Source organism: Streptomyces rugosispiralis (genome assembly GCF_024505145.1).
GTDB lineage: Bacteria > Actinomycetota > Actinomycetes > Streptomycetales > Streptomycetaceae > Streptomyces > Streptomyces rugosispiralis.
Window position 1 is genome coordinate 1 of record NZ_JANIAA010000014.1, and the last position, 17,258, is coordinate 17,258.

Sequence of the window (17,258 nt, forward strand, 5' to 3'; positions counted from 1 at the left end):
CTAAAGCCGTGGAGCCGACCGCCCCAGCCACGACGTACCCCTTCTCTAACGGCAGGTGGCTGCTTGCTGTGCGCGCGGCACGGGCCCCGGCCGGGCTGGAGCGGGGCGGAGACAGGAGCGCAGGCCCGGCCGGGGGCCGGGCCGCGCGCGGTGAGCGGAGCGAGCCGCCTTGAACCCGTAGAGAAGGTTGTAACTCAGCGGTCGTTGGGCTGGTGTCGGGCGATCTTGTGTGTGGTGGGGCAGGTGAACTGTTCGGCGCATGCTGGAAGGCGTCGGGATTCGCGGTGGGCGAGCGGCAGGAAGATGACCGGCCGGAGGATCCATTCGATGTGGGTGTCTTGCTGGGTGAGGGCGAACGTGGCTGCTTCCCCCTTGGTGAGGGCGTCTTCGGCTTCCTTGTAGCCGTGGGTGACCCAGTCCCATGCCTTGTGGGCCATTTCGCGGTCGAGCGCTGAGGCGATGGTGCGCACGGTGACGCGGATCCATCGGGTGGCCTCGCTGGGGCTACCGGTTTCGATGGAGGCGAGTAGGACGGAGCGGGGTCCTGTGGCTGGTGAGCGGGTCCAGCATTCGCACCAGTAGCCGGGTCGTAGTAGGGGCCTCAGCATGTGGTGGCTCCTGCCTGCTCGGGTGCTGCTACGAGTTGGGCGGTGACGGTGCGGCCGTGTTGGCTGCCGGTGATATCCAGGCGGCGGGCGAGTGCCATGACGATGGTTAATCCGCGGCCGTGGGTGTCGTCCGGGTCGGCTTCTGTGGAGCGGGGTTCGTCGGGGTGGCCTCCCTCGTCGGTGACGGAGATCGCGACGGTGCGGGGTGAGAGGGACAGCGTGAGCTGGAAGGTGCCGTAGGGGCTGCCGCTTGCGGTGTGGGTGAGGGCGTTGCTGCCCAGCTCGCTGACGATCAGCTCGGCGTCATCGGCGCAGGGGTGGTTGCTGAGGATGTCGCGGGTCCAGCGGCGGGCGCGGGTGACTTCTTCTCGGGATCCTGGGCACATCAGGCCCCAAACTCGCGGAGCACTCATATACTCGTCCATACGAGTTCCTTCGTGCTGGTAGGGGCTATGGGTCATGGGTGCGTGCTAGATGAGTCGTACGCCGTCGTGGGCGCGGATGGCCGGCGGGCTGGTGTTGTCCAGGGCGTCCAGGACGCGGATGGCGTATGCCTCGTCGGCGAGTTCGGTGATCTCGTCGCGGGTGGCCCAGCGCAGTGCGCGGGTTTCCGCTCCGGTGGTCGGGGTGCCGTCGAGTGCTTCGCAGCGGAAGACCATGGAGACGATCAGGCCGGTCATGTTCTTGTAGACGCCGGTGAGGGTCGCGGGGAGAGCGATCTTGATGCCGGTCTCTTCGAGGACTTCCCGTTGCAGGGCGTCGGGGATGGTTTCCCCGCGTTCGAGCACGCCGCCGGGCGGTTCCCACTTACCGTTGTCGCGTCGCTTGATCAGCAGCGCACGGCCCGCGTCGTCGACGATGACTCCGGCGACGCTCACGGAGTGCGGGCGCTCAGTGCTCACGTTCCTCGGCCCTCTCGGCTGGCTAGGCTCTCCACCGTAGCAATCCCGGTCAGCCGCTCGTCTAGATACCTAAAGGAGTATGTGCGAATGCCTTCTCTGACCTCTGTTCTGGGTGTATTGGACCCGACGAGCGACCGGGCGGTGTTCCGGCAGATCGCTGACGCGCTGCGGGAAGCGATCGACAAGGGCCGCTTCCGGGAGGGCGACAAGCTGCCCTCCGAGACGGAGCTGGTCGATCACTTCGGTGTCTCGCGGATGACCGTCCGCAACGCTCTGTCGCTGCTCCAGCAAGAGGGCCTGGTGCTGTCCGAGCACGGCAAGGGTGTTTTTGTGCGGCCCCGGCCGCCTGTGCGGCGGCTGGCCTCGGACCGGTTCGCGCGGCGGCATCGGGATCAGGGGAAGGCTGCCTTCACCGTGGAGGCGGAAGCGGCGGGCAGTCGCCCGGAGGTGGACAGCCTGGAGGTGAAGGAGGAGCGGCCGTCGCAGGACATCTCTGCTCGGCTGGGTTCGCCTCGTAAGGTGCTGGCTCGGCGGCGGCGGTATCTGCTGGATGGGCGGCCGGTGGAGTTCGCCACCTCGTATCTGCCGCTGGACCTGGCGCGGAATACTCCGATCGCGCAGCCCAACCCGGGCCCCGGTGGGATCTATGCCCGGCTGGAGGAGATGGGGCATCGCCTGGATCACTTCGATGAGGAGATCCGGGCCCGGATGCCCTCGCCTGCCGAGGTGCGTACGCTCCAGCTCGCTTCCGGGGTGCCGGTGATCCATCTCGTTCGGACTGCCTATGACGCTGAGGGGCGGGCGGTGGAGGTGTGTGACACCGTGATGGCTGCCGACGCGTACGTCCTCGCCTACCAGCTTCCTGCCAACTGACGCATGGCCGGGGCGTGGTGGCCCCGGGCTGCTTCTTCTGACTCGTACACACAAAGATGCATACTCGTATAGACGAGTGGGCAAGCTGTGTGGCATGGTGGTTCCCGTTCCCGCTCGTTCGGGTTCGAAGGCGCAACTCATCTACACAAGTAGGTGGGTTGGATGTGAGATGAGGAGAAGTCGTTGCGTTCCATTCGAGTTGAGACCTCTGGCGCCACGGTTCTGCTGACTGAGGCGCCGGAGCCGAAGGTGAAGGACCGGCAGACCGGCGAGATCGCCAAGGACGCGCAGAGCGGTGAGACGCTGATGCGGCTCGGCGTCGTCTACATCGACGGCGGGGAGTCCTCGCTGCTTCAGGTCACCGTGCCGGAGAGCGGCGTGACGGAGGGGCTGGCGCTCGGGGCGCCGGTCACGCTGATCGGGCTGATCGCCCGGCCCTGGGACACCGTGTTCAACGGGCAGCAGCGGCACGGCATCGCCTTCCGGGCCGAGGCCATCGCCCCGGCCGCCATATCAGTGGGTGCGGGGGCCTGAGCCTGATGGCTGACGTGATGACGCTGATGGAGGTGGGTGGTCCGGTCGCCGCGACGGTCGGCGGGGCTGCCTATCTCCGGGCCCGGCACCCGGCCGCCTACTGGTCCACGGTCGGGATGCCCATCTCGACGGCCCGGTTGCTCGGGTCGTACGGGTCCGTGATGGATGCGTGCGGGCTGACCGTTCCGCCGTCCCGGCTGCGGGCCTGGGCGGTGCAGGCATTTACACATCGGGAGGTTCGGCCGGTGCCTCCGCGCCGGGGGCTGATCCGTCCGACGTCGACCGGGCTGCGGGTGCGGCTGCGGCTGGCACCGGGGCAGGAACCTGCGGATGTGGCGGCCTCGGCTGAACGGCTGCGGCATGCCTGGGGCGTTCACGGCGCGTATGTGGAGGAGATCAAGCCGGGCGTGGTCGATCTGCGGCTGATCGGCTTCGATGTGCTCCGGAAGGTGCGGATGCCCCGGAAGGCTGTGAGTGGCTTCCTGAAGGTGCCGGTGGCGCTGCGCGAGGATGCGACGCCGTTCGTCCGGGACTACCGGGCCATCCCGCACCAACTGACGCTGGGCGCCACGCTGTCGGGGAAGTCGATGTTCCTGCGGCACCTCATCGCCGGGCTCGCTCGGCAACCGGTCGCGCTGGTCGGGATCGACTGCAAGCGGGGTGTGGAGCTGGCGCCGTTCGCTCCTCGGCTCTCGGCGCTGGCCACCGATCCTATGCAGGCGGCGGAGCTGCTGCCTGTGGTGGTCGGGCTGATGGAAGACCGGTACGACCTGATCAAGGCCCGGCAGGGCATCGCTCCCAGTACCCCGGATGAAGAGATCACTTCTGACATCTGGGGGCTGCCGGAGGGTGAGCGGCCGGTGCCGGTGCCGGTGCCGGTGGTGCTGGTGGTGGACGAGGTGGCCGAACTGTTCCTCGTCGCCACGCGGAAGGACGAGGAACGGCGGGATGAGATGGTCACCCAGCTCATCCGGCTCGCCCAACTCGGCCGCGCGGCAGGCATCTACCTGGAGGTCTGCGGGCAGCGCTTCGGCGCCGAGCTGGGCAAGGGAGCGACGATGCTGCGGGCTCAGTTGACCGGGCGGGTCTGCCACCGCGTGAACGATGAAGCCTCCGCCAAGATGGCGCTCGGAGATATTGCTCCTGAAGCGGTGGGCGCTGCCTGTGCCATCGCCCCGGAACGGCCCGGCCTCGCGGTCGCCGGGGACACCTCCGGCGGCTGGTCTCGCATCCGTACGCCGTATCTGTCGTTGGGTGCTGCGGCCGAAGTGTGCCGCGAGACCGCTCACCTGGTACCGGACCTGCCCGCGTTGGAGCCGTTCCGGCCGGACGTGCCGGCCGTTCCGGTGAGCGCTCCGCCGTCCTTGCTCAAGCCGCTTCCGGCCGCCGAGTAATCCACCCGCCTGACGGCTGGCGCGACCGTACTCGTGCCGTGTCCCTACCCCCGCCATGCCTGAAACCGAAGGGGAGTACCTGTGTCCCGTCCCACCATCTCCGAGGTCTCCGCGCTCCTGGCCGACCTGGCCGACTTCCGCACACGCGGGGCCGGGAGCAACGCCGAGTTGATGAACCGCAAAGCGGACCTGTTGGAGCGCATCGCCGCTGCCCAGCCCGATGACGTTGAAGCCGCTGAGGTCGCCGCTGCCGCTCGCGCACGTGCCGACGAACTCACCACAGACGGCTGACTCACTGGAAGGAGTTCCTACCCATGCGCGCTTGCCTGGCGCGGGTTGACGCGGTGCTCGTGCAAGCGGTCATCGCTGCCGCGCTGTCCTTCGCCCACCTGCATGACCTGGCCTCGGCGGCCGGGCAGGACGGCTGGAAGGCGTGGGCATACCCGGTGTCCGTCGACCTGTTGCTTGTGGCGGCCTGGAAGCGGCTGCGGTCGGGGGTGTCCAAGGCTGCGGGCTGGTGCTGGTTCGTCGTCGCCCTTGTCGCGTCGCTCGGGGCGAACGTCGCCACCGCCGGGCTGCTCGACCTGGCCGACGTACCGGCCTGGCTGCGCATCCTCGTCGCCGGATGGCCTGCTGTCGGCTTCCTCGGCGGGACCCTTCTTGCCCACACCGCACCGCCTTCAACCAGGGAAGGCGATGGTCAGGACGCGGGGCAGGAACGAGACCGGCGACCGCCCGCCATGAGGCGGACCCCCGCGCAGAGCGGGAGGCTGGCGCGGTCGCCGATCCACTCGAAACCCACCGATTGACGCAGCCGGACTCCCAGCTACGTGATCAGAGGCAAGCCAACGATAGCGGCAAAGTCGACTCACCGCTCACGGAGCACTCCGATGAGCAACGCCGAGGTGCTGGAGTGGACTTGGCCTCATCGCCAGATGCTCCGTCACCGACGATCAACGTGCCTCCTGCCCTGGTAAACCACGCGCGCAAGCTCGCCGACGAACACCGTGCCCGTACCGGTTCGCCCATCGACACCGACACCCTGCGCGCCCGCCTCGGCGTCCCGGCAACGCTGGCTGACGCCATCGCCTCCCGCCTCTGACAGGAGTCCTCCATGCTCCGCCGCTTCCGCAACGTCATCCGTATCGGCCCGGTGCGCGTCGGCACCGCCAATGATCAGCGGGGCCGGGTGAAGCACACCGCCGTGTGCACCGCTCCGCGCTGTGACTTCTCCGCCGACTACGACACCCGCGCCGCCGCCGAGCTGGCCGCCCGTACGCACCGCTGCCCCGTCCGCTGAAAGGAGAGATCGCCTGTGACCGTCAGCCTGCCCCTGGTCCTCGTCCTCGGCGCCGTCGCGTGGATCGCGATCAAGTTCATGGGCGTCCGTCTGTGGGTCGCCGTCGTGATCGCGCTGTTCGGCTTCTGGCTCGCCCACACCGGCCTCGCGCCGTCCGTGGAGTCCGGTACGCGCTCCGGCGTTGACTCCGTCAACGAACAACACGACTAGACGAGTAGCTGAGAGGAGATCGCAGTGTTCCGACCGAAGTACCCCGAAGCCCCCACACCGCCGATCGTCCACGTCTCCACCGCCATCCCGACGGCCCAGCAGCATCACGCCCCGGCCTGCTCCTGCCAGCACACCACCGCGCCCGCTCCAACTCGCCCGGCCGGGGCCTTGAGCGGCCTCAACGCCGGAACGGTCGGTGCCGTGGTCACGGTCGGCATCGTCCTGACGGCTCTGCTCGCCGCCGTAGCTGTCACGGCCGTCTCCGTCGCCGTGGCCGCCGTCGTCATGCGCTCGCTGCTGGCCAGCCAGCGCCGCCGCTGATCCCACACCACACGACTGCCGGGGCGGCCTCGATACCGCCAAGCATCCGCCGCCCCGGCAGCCCAACCCCTCCCGACCCAAGAGCCGAAAGAGGAGCCCCATCATCACCCGCACCACCCCGCCACCGCTGCCCCAACTCCGCAGCCTGGCAGCACTCGGCACCATGCCCGCACTGCTCCACCAGCTCTCCGGCCTCGGCGGCTGCACCACCCCGATCCGCCTCGACGGCCACCGCACCGAACACCACCTCAACCAGGACACCGGCGAGATCGGCCGCATTCTTCATCACCTGGACTCCGCCGAGCTGCCCGCCGGGCATCTGCTGGTCCGCTGTAACAACCGCCGCGTCACCCGCTGTGCGGCCTGCGCCGAGACCTACCGCCGCGACACCTTCCACCTGATCACTGCCGGACTACGCGGCGGCAAAGGCACCCCCGAGGAGGTAGCCACGCATCCCCGCGTCTTCGCCACCTTCACCGCGCCCAGCTTCGGCCCCGTCCACAATCGGCCCACCGGCCCTGCCGGTGTTCGCCGTCCGTGCCGGTGCGGTGTCCACCACGACCAGGAGGACGACGCGCTTGGTACGCCGCTCAACCCGGACAGGTACGACTACGAATCCGCGGTGCTCTGGAACGCTCATGCGGGTCTGCTGTGGCGGCGGTTCTCGATCTACCTGCGGCGGGAGGTCGCCAAGCGCGCCGGACTCACGCAGCGGGCCTTCCGCGCGCACGCCCGGCTGTCCTTCGCCAAGGTCGCCGAGTACCAGAAACGCGGCGCCGTCCACTTCCACGCCGTCATCCGGCTCGACGGCCCGGAAGGCGGTGACACCCCGCCCCCGGCCTGGGCCACCACCGAGCTGTTGACCGACGCCATCCGCGCTGCCGCAGCCAAAGCGGAGGTGAAAGGACCGGTGATCGACGGCCGGGCCCACCGCTTCGCCTTCGGTCGTCAGCTCGATGTACGGTCCATTCGTGGGCCCGAGTTGGACGGCGGAACGGCACTGACCGACCGGGCGGTCGCCGCGTACATCGCCAAGTACGCCACCAAGGGCGCCGAAACCGCGACCGGAGCCCTCGACCGGCCCATACGCCTCATCGCCGAACTCGCCCAAATCGACGTCCCCGAACACACCCGCCGCCTCATCCGCACCGCCTGGGCCCTCGGCGCCCGCAAAGACCTCGAACACCTCCGGCTCCGCGCCTGGGCCCACATGCTCGGCTTCCGGGGCCACTTCTCCACCAAATCCCGCCGCTACTCCACCACCCTCGGCGCACTCCGCGACGCCCGCGCCGCCTGGCGACGTGCCCAAGCCGCAGCGGCTCAGCCAGAGCAGGAAGAAACCACGCTCGTTCTCGCCCACTGGGTCTACGCCGGTACCGGCCTCACCCCCGCCGAGGAATGGCTGACCGCCACCATCACCCCCGCCCCCGGAACGGAAGGAGAACCGACCCGTGGCTGAGCCCCGGTCCAATGTCGTCGTATTGGATGCCGATGCTGACCCGTCCTTGGTGCTCTTGACCGTCGAGGAGGCGGCTCGGCGGCTTCGTATCGGGCGTACGACGTGCTTCCGGCTCGTCCTCGCCGGAGAGATCGAATCGGTGACGGTCGGGCGGCTGCGCCGGGTGCCTGCCGACGCCGTACCGGCCTACGTGGCCAAGCTGCGTAACCGATCCGCCGAAGCGGCATAAGGGGGACGGTATGGCAGAGGGGAAGCGTACGCGGCAGCCCAATGGCGCCTCGTCCATCTACCTCGGCAAGGACGGGAAATGGCACGGCCGGGTGACGGTCGGTGTTCGTGATGACGGTAGGCCCGACCGCCGTCATATCGAGCGCAAGACCAAGGCCGAGGTGACCAAGGCCGTTCGCGAGATGGAGCGGGCGCGCGATGAGAAGAAGCTCAGGAAGCCGGGCCAGAGCTGGACCGTCCAAGCCTGGCTGGAGCACTGGGTCGAGAACATCGCCAAGCCGTACGTCTCCGAGAATTCGTACGACGGGTATGAGGTCGATGTGCGGGTGCACCTGGTGCCGGGCCTCGGCGCCCACAAGCTCGATCGACTGGAGCCCGAGCACCTGGAACGCTTCTACCGGAAGATGCAGGAAGCCGGGAGCGCGGCCGGCACCGCTCACCACGTCCACCGGACGATCCGGGTCGCCCTCGGTGAGGCGGTGCGGCGCGGGCACATCCCCACCAACGTGGCCGAGATCGCCAAGGCGCCGCGCCTCGAAGAAGAGGACATCGAGCCGTACACGATCGAAGAGGTCCAGAGTCTGCTGGTGGAGGCGGCCAAGCTCCGTAACAGCGCTCGCTGGGTCGTTGCCCTGGCGCTCGGCCTCCGGCAAGGGGAAGCGCTGGGGCTGCACTGGGAAGACGTGGACCTGGACGCGGGATACGTCCGCATCCGTAAGAACCGGCTGCGGCCGAAGTACGCGCATGGCTGTGGGGGTGATCCCTGCGGGCGAAAGGCGGGCTACTGCCCTCAACGCCAGCAGACCCGCCGGGAGCACAAGAGCACCAAGTCACGCGCCGGACGGCGTACGGTCGGCCTGCCGGACCCGCTGATCAAACTCCTTCGCCAGCACCAGGAGGAGCAAGAGAGGGAACGGGCCGAGGCCGGTGCCGACTGGGAGGGGAAGGGATATGTCTTCGCTTCGCCGACCGGCGGGCCCCTCAGCCCGAACACCGACTATCACGTCTGGAAGCGGCTGCTTCGGGACGCGGGGGTACGGGACGGCCGTCTCCATGACGCTCGCCACACCGCCGCGACCGTCCTCCTGCTCCTCGGCGTCCCTGACGTCGTGGTCGACGCGATCATGGGATGGGAGCCCGGGGGAGCGGCGCGGATGCGGGCCCGGTACATGCACGTGACGGGGCCGATGCTGCGGAAGGTCGCGCAGCAAGTCGGGGGCGCGCTCTGGGAGCCGTCAGCCGCCGACTGAGACGGGAACTGAGACGGACATATGCCAGAGGGCCGGGCCGCTTTCGCGGTCCGGCCCTCTGAGCTGGCGGAGGATACGAGATTCGAACTCGTGAGGGGTTGCCCCCAACACGCTTTCCAAGCGTGCGCCCTAGGCCTCTAGGCGAATCCTCCGCTGGAGACTCTACAAGACGATCGGGAGTGCTAGCGAACTCGTTCCCACCCGGGTCTATCCGCTAGGGTGGGGGCCAGCCCCTCACGTGGCGCTATCTCACCGAACTCCCCCAGGGCCGGAAGGCAGCAAGGGTAAGTGGGCTCTGGCGGGTGCGTGAGGGGCCCCTTGCGTCTTTGGGGGTCGCGGGGGTGTGGGGATGTGGGTGTGGGCCCGTTGTCCGTGGTCCCCGATATCGTCGTAAGCGTGTCGTCCCTCGCGCTGTACCGCCGCTACCGCCCCGAGACCTTCGCGGAGGTCATCGGGCAGGAGCATGTCACCGGCCCGCTGCAGCAGGCGCTGCGCAACAACCGGGTCAATCACGCGTATCTCTTCAGCGGTCCCCGCGGGTGTGGCAAGACGACCAGTGCGCGCATCCTGGCCCGCTGTCTGAACTGTGAGAAGGGTCCCACTCCGGCGCCGTGCGGCGAGTGCCAGTCGTGCCAGGACCTCGCGCGGAACGGGCCCGGGTCGATCGATGTGATCGAGATCGACGCCGCGTCGCACGGTGGTGTGGACGACGCCCGTGAGCTGAGGGAGAAGGCGTTCTTCGGGCCCGCGTCCAGTCGCTACAAGATCTACATCATCGATGAGGCCCATATGGTCACCTCGGCGGGGTTCAACGCCCTGCTGAAGGTGGTCGAGGAGCCCCCGGAGCACCTCAAGTTCATCTTCGCGACCACCGAGCCGGAGAAGGTCATCGGCACGATCCGGTCGCGTACGCACCACTATCCGTTCCGGCTCGTGCCGCCCGGGACGCTCCGCGACTATCTGGGTGAGGTCTGCGGGCGCGAGGCGATTCCGGTCGAGGACGGGGTGCTGCCGCTGGTGGTGCGGGCCGGGGCCGGGTCCGTGCGGGATTCGATGTCGGTGATGGACCAGCTGCTCGCGGGCGCGGCCGACGACGGCGTGACGTACGCCATGGCGACCTCGCTGCTTGGCTATACGGACGGCTCGCTGCTCGACTCGATCGTGGACGCCTTCGCGGCGAGCGACGGGGCGGCGGCGTTCGAGGTCGTCAACCGCGTGATCGAGGGGGGCAACGACCCCCGGCGCTTCGTCGCCGATCTGCTGGAGCGGCTGCGCGATCTGGTGATCCTCTCCGCCGTGCCGGACGCGGCGGAGAAGGGGCTCATCGACGCCCCGGCCGATGTGGTGGAGCGGATGCAGGCGCAGGCGTCGGTCTTCGGCGGCGCCGAGCTGAGCCGCGCGGCGGACCTGGTCAACGAGGGGCTTACGGAGATGCGCGGCGCCACCTCGCCGCGGCTCCAGCTCGAGCTGATCTGCGCCCGGGTGCTGCTGCCCGCCGCCTTCGACGATGAGCGGTCCGTCCAGTCGCGGCTGGAGCGGCTGGAGCGCGGGGCCCTCGCGGGTGGGCTGGGCGGTGGTGCTGGTGGTGGTGCCGGTGGCGGTGGTGGCGTCGGTGGTGGTGGCGTTGGGGTGCCTGGGCCTGCCATGGGGTACGTACCGGGGCCCGATGCTCACGCTCCCGCTCCCCCCGCCGGTGGACCGTCCGGTCCGGCCGCCGCGCGTGCGGCTATGGGCGGGGGCGGGCCTGGTCAGGGACAGGCCCCAGGCGGTCCGGGGGGTTCGGACGGTGGCGATGCGCCCGGTGGGTGGCCCGCCGGGGCACGGCCCGCCGCGGACAGCGATCCGGGTGGTGCCGTAGACAGTGGTGCCGTAGACAGCGGACAGCAGGGCGGTGCACCGGCCGCGGCCGCGCCCCCCGAGGGCGGCGGGCAGCGGCCCGGAGCGTGGCCGTCGGGTGCCCAGGCCCCGGTCGCCGAGGGCGGCGGATCGCGGCCCGGAGTCTGGCCCACCGCATCCGCGCCCGGCACCGGGGCTTCCGGTACGGGCGGTTCCTCCGGTGGCGGCGGTGGACAGGGCGCCGGGGCGCCCGCTCGGCAGCCCGGTGGCTGGCCTACGGCCACCGCGCCGGGGCAGGGCGGCGGCCCGCCCGCGCAGACGCCCGCGGCGCCCTCCGCGCCGACCACCCCGACCACCCCGAGCGCCCCTTCTGCCCCCGCCGCCGGACCCGGGCCCAACGCACCTGCGCCGGGTGCGCCGAGCATGGCGCAGGGCGCCGTCCAGGTGCGGCAGATGTGGCCGGACATCCTGGAGGCGGTCAAGAACCGCCGCCGCTTCACCTGGATCCTGCTGAGCCAGAACGCGACGGTGTCCGGCTTCGACGGAACCACCCTCCAGCTCGGCTTCTCCAACGCGGGCGCGCGTGACAGCTTCGTGGGCGGCGGCAGCGAGGACGTCCTGCGGCAGGCGCTCCAGGACGCCATAGGGGTCCAGTGGCGGATCGAGGCGATCGTCGACCCCTCGGGCGGCGCCGGACAGCAGGGCGGCGGCCCAGGTGGTCCGGGCGGTTTCGGTGGTGCTGGTGGTCCCGGTGGTTCCGGTGGTCCCGGCGCGCCCGGTGGCCAAGGCGGGTCCGGCGGCTATGGCGGAGGCAGCGGCGGCTTCGGCGGAGGCGGCAGCGGTGCCGGTGGCGGTGGTGCCACCGGCGGCGGCTTCGGCGGCGGGAGCGGCCCCAGCGCCAGCCCCGGCGGCGGCTTCGGTGGCGGCTTCGGCGGCGGTGGCCAGTCCGCCTCGCCCGGCCAGTCCGCGCCCCGGCCCGCCGCTCCCGCCTCCCCGCCCCCGGCCGCGCCCCCCGCGTCCTCCGCACCCTCCGGCTCCGCGGACGCGGGCCCGCCCCCCGAGGCGGCGGCGTACCAGGAGCCCGCGCCGCCGCGGGTCTCGATCGAGGACGACATGCCGGCCGAGGACGACCCGGATCTGGACGACACCGCGCTGAGCGGGCACGACCTGATCGTCCGCGAGCTCGGTGCCACGGTGATCGACGAGATCGTCAACGAGTAGAACGAGTAGGAGGCGGGGGCCCCGGCCCCAGGTCTCACGCCGCCGCGTCTCCTCCGTACGGCGTAGAGCAAGGCGCTCTGGGAGCACGTAGGCTCGGGCTATCGAAGAGAACGACTGTCGAGCGCCAGGAGCGAAGCCGTGATCCCCGGTGGTGGCCAGCCGAACATGCAGCAGTTGCTGCAGCAGGCTCAGAAGATGCAGCAGGACCTCGCCGCGGCCCAGGAGGAGCTGGCCCGCACTCACGTCGAGGGTTCCGCGGGCGGTGGCCTGGTGAAGGCGACCGTGACCGGTTCCGGTGAGTTGCAGGGCCTGGTCATCGATCCCAAGGCCGTGGATCCTGATGACACGGAGACCCTCGCGGATCTGGTCGTCGCGGCCGTCCGCGATGCCAACCACGCCGCGCAGGAGCTCCAGCAGCAGAAGCTCGGCCCGCTCGCCCAGGGGCTGGGCGGTATGCCCGGACTCCCGTTCTGACCTTCGGCTTCTCGAAGGTCTCCGGGGTCTCCGGGGTCTCTGGGTCCCCGGGATTCTCCGGGGTCTCCGGGTCCCCCGGGGTTCTCCGGGCCCGACCGTGAGCGTCGCGGCGGCCGGTGAGAGCCGTAGGAGCCGTAGGAGTCGTAAGAGCCGTAGGAGCCGTCGCGGCGGCCCGGCCGCAAGCGCGTGACGCCCCCTGGCCGTGAGGGCACGGCGCAACCGAATATTCATGTGAAGTACGGCCACCGCGTGTCGGCGCGAGATTGGATGAAGGCGTGTACGAGGGCGTGGTCCAGGACCTCATCGACGAGTTGGGCAGGTTGCCCGGCGTCGGTCCCAAGAGCGCGCAGCGGATCGCCTTCCACATCCTGCAGGCCGAGCCCACCGACGTTCGCCGTCTCGCGCAAGCGCTGACGCAGGTCAAGGAGAAGGTGCGGTTCTGCGCGGTCTGCGGGAACGTCGCCGAGGCCGAGCAGTGCCGCGTCTGCCAGGACCCCCGTCGCGACCCCGCGATCATCTGCGTGGTCGAGGAGCCGAAGGACGTCGTCGCGATCGAGCGGACGCGTGAGTTCCGGGGCCGCTATCACGTGCTCGGCGGGGCGATCAGCCCCATCGAGGGCGTGGGCCCGGACGATCTGCGGATCAGGGAGCTGCTGGCGCGGCTCGCGGACGGGACGGTCACCGAGCTCATCCTGGCCACCGATCCGAATCTGGAGGGCGAAGCCACCGCCACGTACCTCGCGCGCATGATCAAGCCCATGGGTTTGAAGGTCACCCGCCTGGCCAGCGGCCTCCCTGTCGGTGGAGACCTGGAGTACGCCGACGAGGTCACGCTGGGTCGTGCCTTCGAAGGGAGAAGACTTCTCGATGTCTGACGCAACGCTGCACGACGCCCACCCGGACCCGGACGACTTCGCGGTCCAGATCTCCGACCAGATCGAGAGCTTCATCGTCGCGGTCACCGAAGTCGCCAAGGGGGACGAGCCGGACAGCGCTGTGCCGTTCCTGCTGCTCGAGCTGTCGCAGCTGCTCCTCGCGGGCGGCCGGCTCGGCGCGCACGAGGACTTCGTCCCGGACGAGCGGTACGAACCGGACGCCGGCCCGGAGCCGGACGTCGACGAGCTGCGTGAGCGCTTCGCCCGGCTGCTGGAGCCGGTGGACATCTACTCGGAGGTCTTCGACCCGTACGTGCCGCGCAGCCAGCCGGTCGCCTGCCGGATCTCCGACGATCTGGCCGGGATCATCACCGATCTGCGGCACGGGATGGCGCACTACCGCGAGGGCCGGATCAGCGAGGCGCTGTGGTGGTGGCAGTTCTCGTACCTCTCCAACTGGGGGACGACCGCCTCGGCGGCCCTGCGTGCGCTGCAGTCGCTGGTCGCGCACGTACGGCTGGACAGCCCGCTGGACGAGCTGGACGGTCTGGACACGGACAGCAACGCGGGCGGTGACGAGGAGCTCGCGGAGGAGGCCGGCCGGGTCATGGCGGCGGAGATCGCGGGACCGCTCGGCCTGCGCTCGGGGCCGCGTTGAGGAGCGCTCGGGGCCGCGCTGAGGAGCGCTCGGGACCGCGCTGAGGAGCGCTTGAGTCGGCCTGTTGGGCAGCCCGCGGGGCGCCCGCCGGGCGGTCTACCGGGCGGTCCGCCGGGCGGTCCGCCGGGCCGTCCGGTCCTGTGAGCTGAGTTACGTTCCCGTGTGCTTCCGCGGTAAGCGGGCAGGGTTCGTCGCTGAGCGGGTGGGAGGGATGCGGGGAATCTCGCGGGTGCGTGGACGTTGCGCCGTGTGATGCCCCTCGTCTTCCCCTGATCACTTTGCGGGGCATTCGTCTCGCTATGTGATATTGGGAGGGCATATTCCGGCCGCTCGTTAGACTGAGCCGACCGCATTATTGAGAGCTGCGAGGAGCGCACGTGGGCCTTGTCGTGCAGAAGTACGGAGGCTCCTCCGTTGCCGATGCCGAGGGCATCAAGCGGGTCGCCAAGCGGATCGTGGAAGCCAAGAAGAACGGCCACCAGGTGGTCGTCGTGGTCTCCGCGATGGGCGACACGACGGACGAGCTGATCGATCTCGCCGAGCAGGTATCCCCGATTCCTACTGGGCGCGAGTTCGACATGCTGCTGACCGCGGGAGAGCGGATCTCCATGGCCTTGCTGGCGATGGCGATCAAAAACCTCGGTCACGAGGCGCTGTCGTTCACCGGCAGCCAGGCGGGAGTCATCACCGACGCGGTTCACAACAAAGCACGGATCATCGATGTCACGCCGGGCCGCATCCGTGACGCGCTCGAACTCGGCGCGGTCGCGATCGTCGCGGGCTTCCAGGGCGTGTCCCAGGAGAGCAAGGACATCACCACCCTCGGCCGGGGCGGTTCCGACACCACCGCGGTCGCGCTGGCCGCGGCCCTGGACGCCGAGGTGTGCGAGATCTACACCGACGTGGACGGCGTGTTCACCGCCGACCCGCGCGTGGTGAAGAAGGCTCGCAAGATCAACGAAATTCCGTACGAGGACATGCTGGAGCTCGCCGCGAGCGGCTCCAAGGTGCTGCACCTGCGCTGTGTGGAGTACGCGCGCCGGTACAACATCCCCATTCACGTACGGTCGTCGTTCTCCGGTCACCAGGGCACCTGGGTGCGCAACCGGCCGGAAGCGGGAGAAGGAGAAGAAGGCATGGAGCAAGCGATCATCTCCGGAGTCGCGCACGACACGTCCGAGGCCAAGGTCACGGTCGTCGGGGTGCCGGACAAGCCGGGTGAGGCCGCGGCCATCTTCCGCACCATCTCCGACGCCGAGATCAACATCGACATGGTGGTGCAGAACGTCTCCGCCGCGTCGACCGGGCTGACCGACATCTCCTTCACGCTGCCGAAGACGGACGGCCACCGGGCGATGGAGGCGCTGACCAAGGCGAAGTCGCTGATCGGCTTCGACTCGCTGCGCTACGACGACCAGATCGCCAAGATCTCCCTGATCGGTGCCGGTATGCGCACCAACCCGGGGGTCACCGCGACCTTCTTCGAGGCACTGTCGAACGCCGGGGTCAACATTGAGCTGATCTCGACCTCCGAGATCCGCATCTCGGTCGTCACCCGCGCCGACGATGTGAAGGACGCGGTCGTGGCCGTGCACAGCGCCTTCGGCCTGGACAGTGACACGGACGAAGCGGTGGTCTACGGAGGGACCGGACGATGACCGGCCATGGCGGTGCCGGCGGTGGTGACAAGCCCACCCTCGCGGTCGTCGGGGCCACCGGCGCGGTCGGCACCGTCATGCTCTCGATCCTCTCCGAGCGCGCCGACATCTGGGGCGAGATCCGGCTGATCGCCTCACCCCGCTCGGCCGGCCGGAAGCTGACCGTCCGGGGTGAGCAGGTCGAGGTCGTCGCGCTGAGCGAGGAGGCGTTCGAGGGCGTCGACGTCGCGATGTTCGACGTACCCGACGAGATCTCGGCGCGGTGGGCGCCCATCGCGGCGAGCAAGGGCGCGGTGGCCATCGACAACTCCGGCGCCTTCCGGATGGACCCCGATGTCCCCCTGGTGGTGCCGGAGGTGAACGCGCACGCGGCCCGGGTCCGCCCGCGCGGCATCATCGCCAACCCCAACTGCACCACCCTGTCGATGATCGTCGCGATGGGCGCGCTGCATGCCGAGTTCGGGCTGAGCGAGCTGATCGTCTCCTCGTACCAGGCGGTCTCCGGCGCGGGCAAGGAAGGCATCGACGCCCTGCGCGAGCAGATCGCGCTGGTCGCCGGTACGGAGCTGGGCACTCACCCCGGGGACGTACGGCGGGCGGTGGGCGACACCGGGCCGTTCCCGGCGCCGATGGCGCTCAATGTGGTGCCGTTCGCCGGTTCGCTCAAGGAGGACGGCTGGTCCTCCGAGGAGCTCAAGGTGCGGAACGAGTCCCGCAAGATCCTGGGGCTGCCGGAGCTGAGGGTCACCGCGACCTGCGTACGGGTGCCCGTGATCACCACTCATTCGCTGGCCGTGCACGCGCGGTTCGAGAACGAGGTGACGGTCGAGGCGGCGCACGAGATCCTGGCGGGCGCCCCCGGGGTGGTGCTGTGCGACAACCCGGCGGAGGGCGAGTTCCCGACCCCCGCCGACGCCGTGGGCACCGACCCCACGTGGGTCGGCCGGGTGCGGCGGTCGCTGGACGACCCGAAGGCGCTGGAACTGTTCGTCTGCGGCGACAACCTGCGCAAGGGCGCGGCGCTGAACACCGCGCAGATCGCGGAGGTCGTCGCGGCCGAGCTGGCGGGCGGCGCCGCCGCGCGGTGAGCGCTGTCAAGCAGGGCGCCGGGTAAGCAGTAAGCAGTGGAGCGCCGGACCGTCGTAAGACGGGGGCCGGGGCGCCGTAAGAGGGGAGCCGGAGGTTCGTAAGACGGGGGCCGGGCCGTCGTAAGAGGGGGGCCGGGGCGCCGTAACGTGAGCGACCGTCTTAAAGTGACGTTTCACCAGTGCGTCGTCCGGCAGATGTGAATATCCTGTGCGCGTGTCACTGGCCTGGACCAGCTGAGCTGGGCCGTTGATGTGATCGACGTATTCGCTCCCCGCCCGCTGCAACCGGCAGTAGGCGGGGAGCGTCTTTCCAGCCGCCCCGCAGTGGGCGCTGGGATAACTGGGGCATTGGGGAAGAGTTGGTGCGCA

19 protein-coding genes, 1 tRNA gene, 1 other RNA gene and 1 pseudogene are annotated in these 17,258 nt (G+C 69.8%); 18 read left to right on the forward strand and 4 right to left on the reverse strand.

The window, feature by feature from the left end; translation table 11 throughout:
• Positions 1-194 precede the first annotated feature (194 nt).
• The 3 genes from NP777_RS21630 to NP777_RS21640 form a co-directional block, all read right to left on the reverse strand.
• Positions 195-470 (reverse strand): hypothetical protein, encoded by a 276-nt coding sequence (locus NP777_RS21630; protein ID WP_256651836.1) that lies wholly within the window; start codon positions 468-470, stop codon positions 195-197.
• Positions 471-601: 131 nt separating this feature from the next.
• A complete protein-coding gene (locus NP777_RS21635) occupies positions 602-1,033 on the reverse strand; it encodes an ATP-binding protein (protein WP_256651837.1) in 432 nt (143 codons plus the stop codon).
• Positions 1,034-1,078: 45 nt separating this feature from the next.
• A complete protein-coding gene (locus NP777_RS21640) occupies positions 1,079-1,486 on the reverse strand; it encodes an NUDIX hydrolase (protein WP_256651987.1) in 408 nt (135 codons plus the stop codon).
• 111 nt (positions 1,487-1,597) lie between these two features.
• On the opposite strand from NP777_RS21640, the gene NP777_RS21645 reads away from it, so the two are divergent.
• From NP777_RS21645 to NP777_RS21695, 11 genes and pseudogenes are all read left to right on the forward strand, one after another.
• Entirely contained in the window at positions 1,598-2,383 is a 786-nt protein-coding gene (locus NP777_RS21645; protein WP_256651838.1) for a GntR family transcriptional regulator, read from the forward strand.
• Positions 2,384-2,566: 183 nt separating this feature from the next.
• Positions 2,567-2,917, forward strand: a complete 351-nt coding sequence (locus NP777_RS21650) for an SCO3933 family regulatory protein (protein ID WP_251773385.1) — start codon at positions 2,567-2,569, stop codon at positions 2,915-2,917.
• Positions 2,918-2,922: 5 nt separating this feature from the next.
• The gene (locus NP777_RS21655) at positions 2,923-4,311 is read left to right on the forward strand and encodes an FtsK/SpoIIIE domain-containing protein (RefSeq protein ID WP_256651839.1); all 1,389 of its coding nucleotides are present in this window, start codon (positions 2,923-2,925) and stop codon (positions 4,309-4,311) included.
• Between the two features lie 81 nt (positions 4,312-4,392).
• Positions 4,393-4,602, forward strand: coding sequence for a hypothetical protein (locus tag NP777_RS21660; RefSeq protein ID WP_256651840.1), 210 nt, complete (start codon positions 4,393-4,395; stop codon positions 4,600-4,602).
• Between the two features lie 23 nt (positions 4,603-4,625).
• Positions 4,626-5,413, forward strand: a pseudogene (locus NP777_RS48545) (DUF2637 domain-containing protein).
• A gap of 12 nt (positions 5,414-5,425) precedes the next feature.
• Positions 5,426-5,611, forward strand: a complete 186-nt coding sequence (locus tag NP777_RS21670; protein ID WP_102935105.1) for a mobile element transfer protein — start codon at positions 5,426-5,428, stop codon at positions 5,609-5,611.
• Positions 5,612-5,626: 15 nt separating this feature from the next.
• On the forward strand, positions 5,627-5,821 hold the full coding sequence (locus NP777_RS21675; RefSeq protein WP_020869652.1) for a hypothetical protein: 195 nt from the start codon (positions 5,627-5,629) through the stop codon (positions 5,819-5,821).
• A gap of 24 nt (positions 5,822-5,845) precedes the next feature.
• Complete coding sequence (locus tag NP777_RS21680) at positions 5,846-6,142, forward strand: hypothetical protein (protein ID WP_256651841.1); 297 nt, start codon at positions 5,846-5,848, stop codon at positions 6,140-6,142.
• A 163-nt stretch (positions 6,143-6,305) separates the two neighbouring features.
• Positions 6,306-7,601, forward strand: coding sequence for a replication initiator (locus NP777_RS21685; RefSeq protein ID WP_256651842.1), 1,296 nt, complete (start codon positions 6,306-6,308; stop codon positions 7,599-7,601).
• On the forward strand, positions 7,594-7,830 hold the full coding sequence (locus tag NP777_RS21690) for an excisionase family DNA-binding protein (RefSeq protein ID WP_256651843.1): 237 nt from the start codon (positions 7,594-7,596) through the stop codon (positions 7,828-7,830). The genes NP777_RS21685 and NP777_RS21690 overlap by 8 nt, the downstream gene beginning before the upstream one ends.
• Positions 7,831-7,840: 10 nt before the next feature.
• Complete coding sequence (locus tag NP777_RS21695) at positions 7,841-9,079, forward strand: tyrosine-type recombinase/integrase (RefSeq protein ID WP_256651844.1); 1,239 nt, start codon at positions 7,841-7,843, stop codon at positions 9,077-9,079.
• Between the two features lie 64 nt (positions 9,080-9,143).
• Here the strand turns inward: NP777_RS21695 and NP777_RS21700 are convergent.
• Positions 9,144-9,231: transfer RNA gene (locus NP777_RS21700), tRNA-Ser, on the reverse strand.
• A gap of 73 nt (positions 9,232-9,304) precedes the next feature.
• Between NP777_RS21700 and ffs the strand changes: the two genes are divergently transcribed.
• From ffs to NP777_RS21735, 7 genes are all read left to right on the forward strand, one after another.
• An RNA gene (gene ffs, locus NP777_RS21705) (signal recognition particle sRNA small type) lies at positions 9,305-9,401 on the forward strand.
• A 74-nt stretch (positions 9,402-9,475) separates the two neighbouring features.
• The gene (locus NP777_RS21710; protein WP_256651845.1) at positions 9,476-12,136 is read left to right on the forward strand and encodes a DNA polymerase III subunit gamma and tau; all 2,661 of its coding nucleotides are present in this window, start codon (positions 9,476-9,478) and stop codon (positions 12,134-12,136) included.
• Positions 12,137-12,274: 138 nt separating this feature from the next.
• Positions 12,275-12,610: a YbaB/EbfC family nucleoid-associated protein gene (locus NP777_RS21715; protein WP_256651846.1), complete on the forward strand. Its 336-nt coding sequence runs from the start codon at positions 12,275-12,277 to the stop codon at positions 12,608-12,610.
• A gap of 275 nt (positions 12,611-12,885) precedes the next feature.
• Positions 12,886-13,485: a recombination mediator RecR gene (recR, locus tag NP777_RS21720; protein ID WP_020870189.1), complete on the forward strand. Its 600-nt coding sequence runs from the start codon at positions 12,886-12,888 to the stop codon at positions 13,483-13,485.
• A complete protein-coding gene (locus NP777_RS21725; RefSeq protein ID WP_256651847.1) occupies positions 13,478-14,143 on the forward strand; it encodes a DUF5063 domain-containing protein in 666 nt (221 codons plus the stop codon). Before recR ends, NP777_RS21725 begins: the two co-directional genes overlap by 8 nt.
• Positions 14,144-14,520: 377 nt before the next feature.
• Positions 14,521-15,801 carry an aspartate kinase gene (locus NP777_RS21730; RefSeq protein WP_198281566.1) on the forward strand — a complete coding sequence of 427 codons (1,281 nt, stop codon included), beginning with the start codon at positions 14,521-14,523 and terminating at the stop codon, positions 15,799-15,801.
• Entirely contained in the window at positions 15,798-16,889 is a 1,092-nt protein-coding gene (locus NP777_RS21735; protein WP_256651848.1) for an aspartate-semialdehyde dehydrogenase, read from the forward strand. Before NP777_RS21730 ends, NP777_RS21735 begins: the two co-directional genes overlap by 4 nt.
• Positions 16,890-17,258 lie beyond the last annotated feature (369 nt).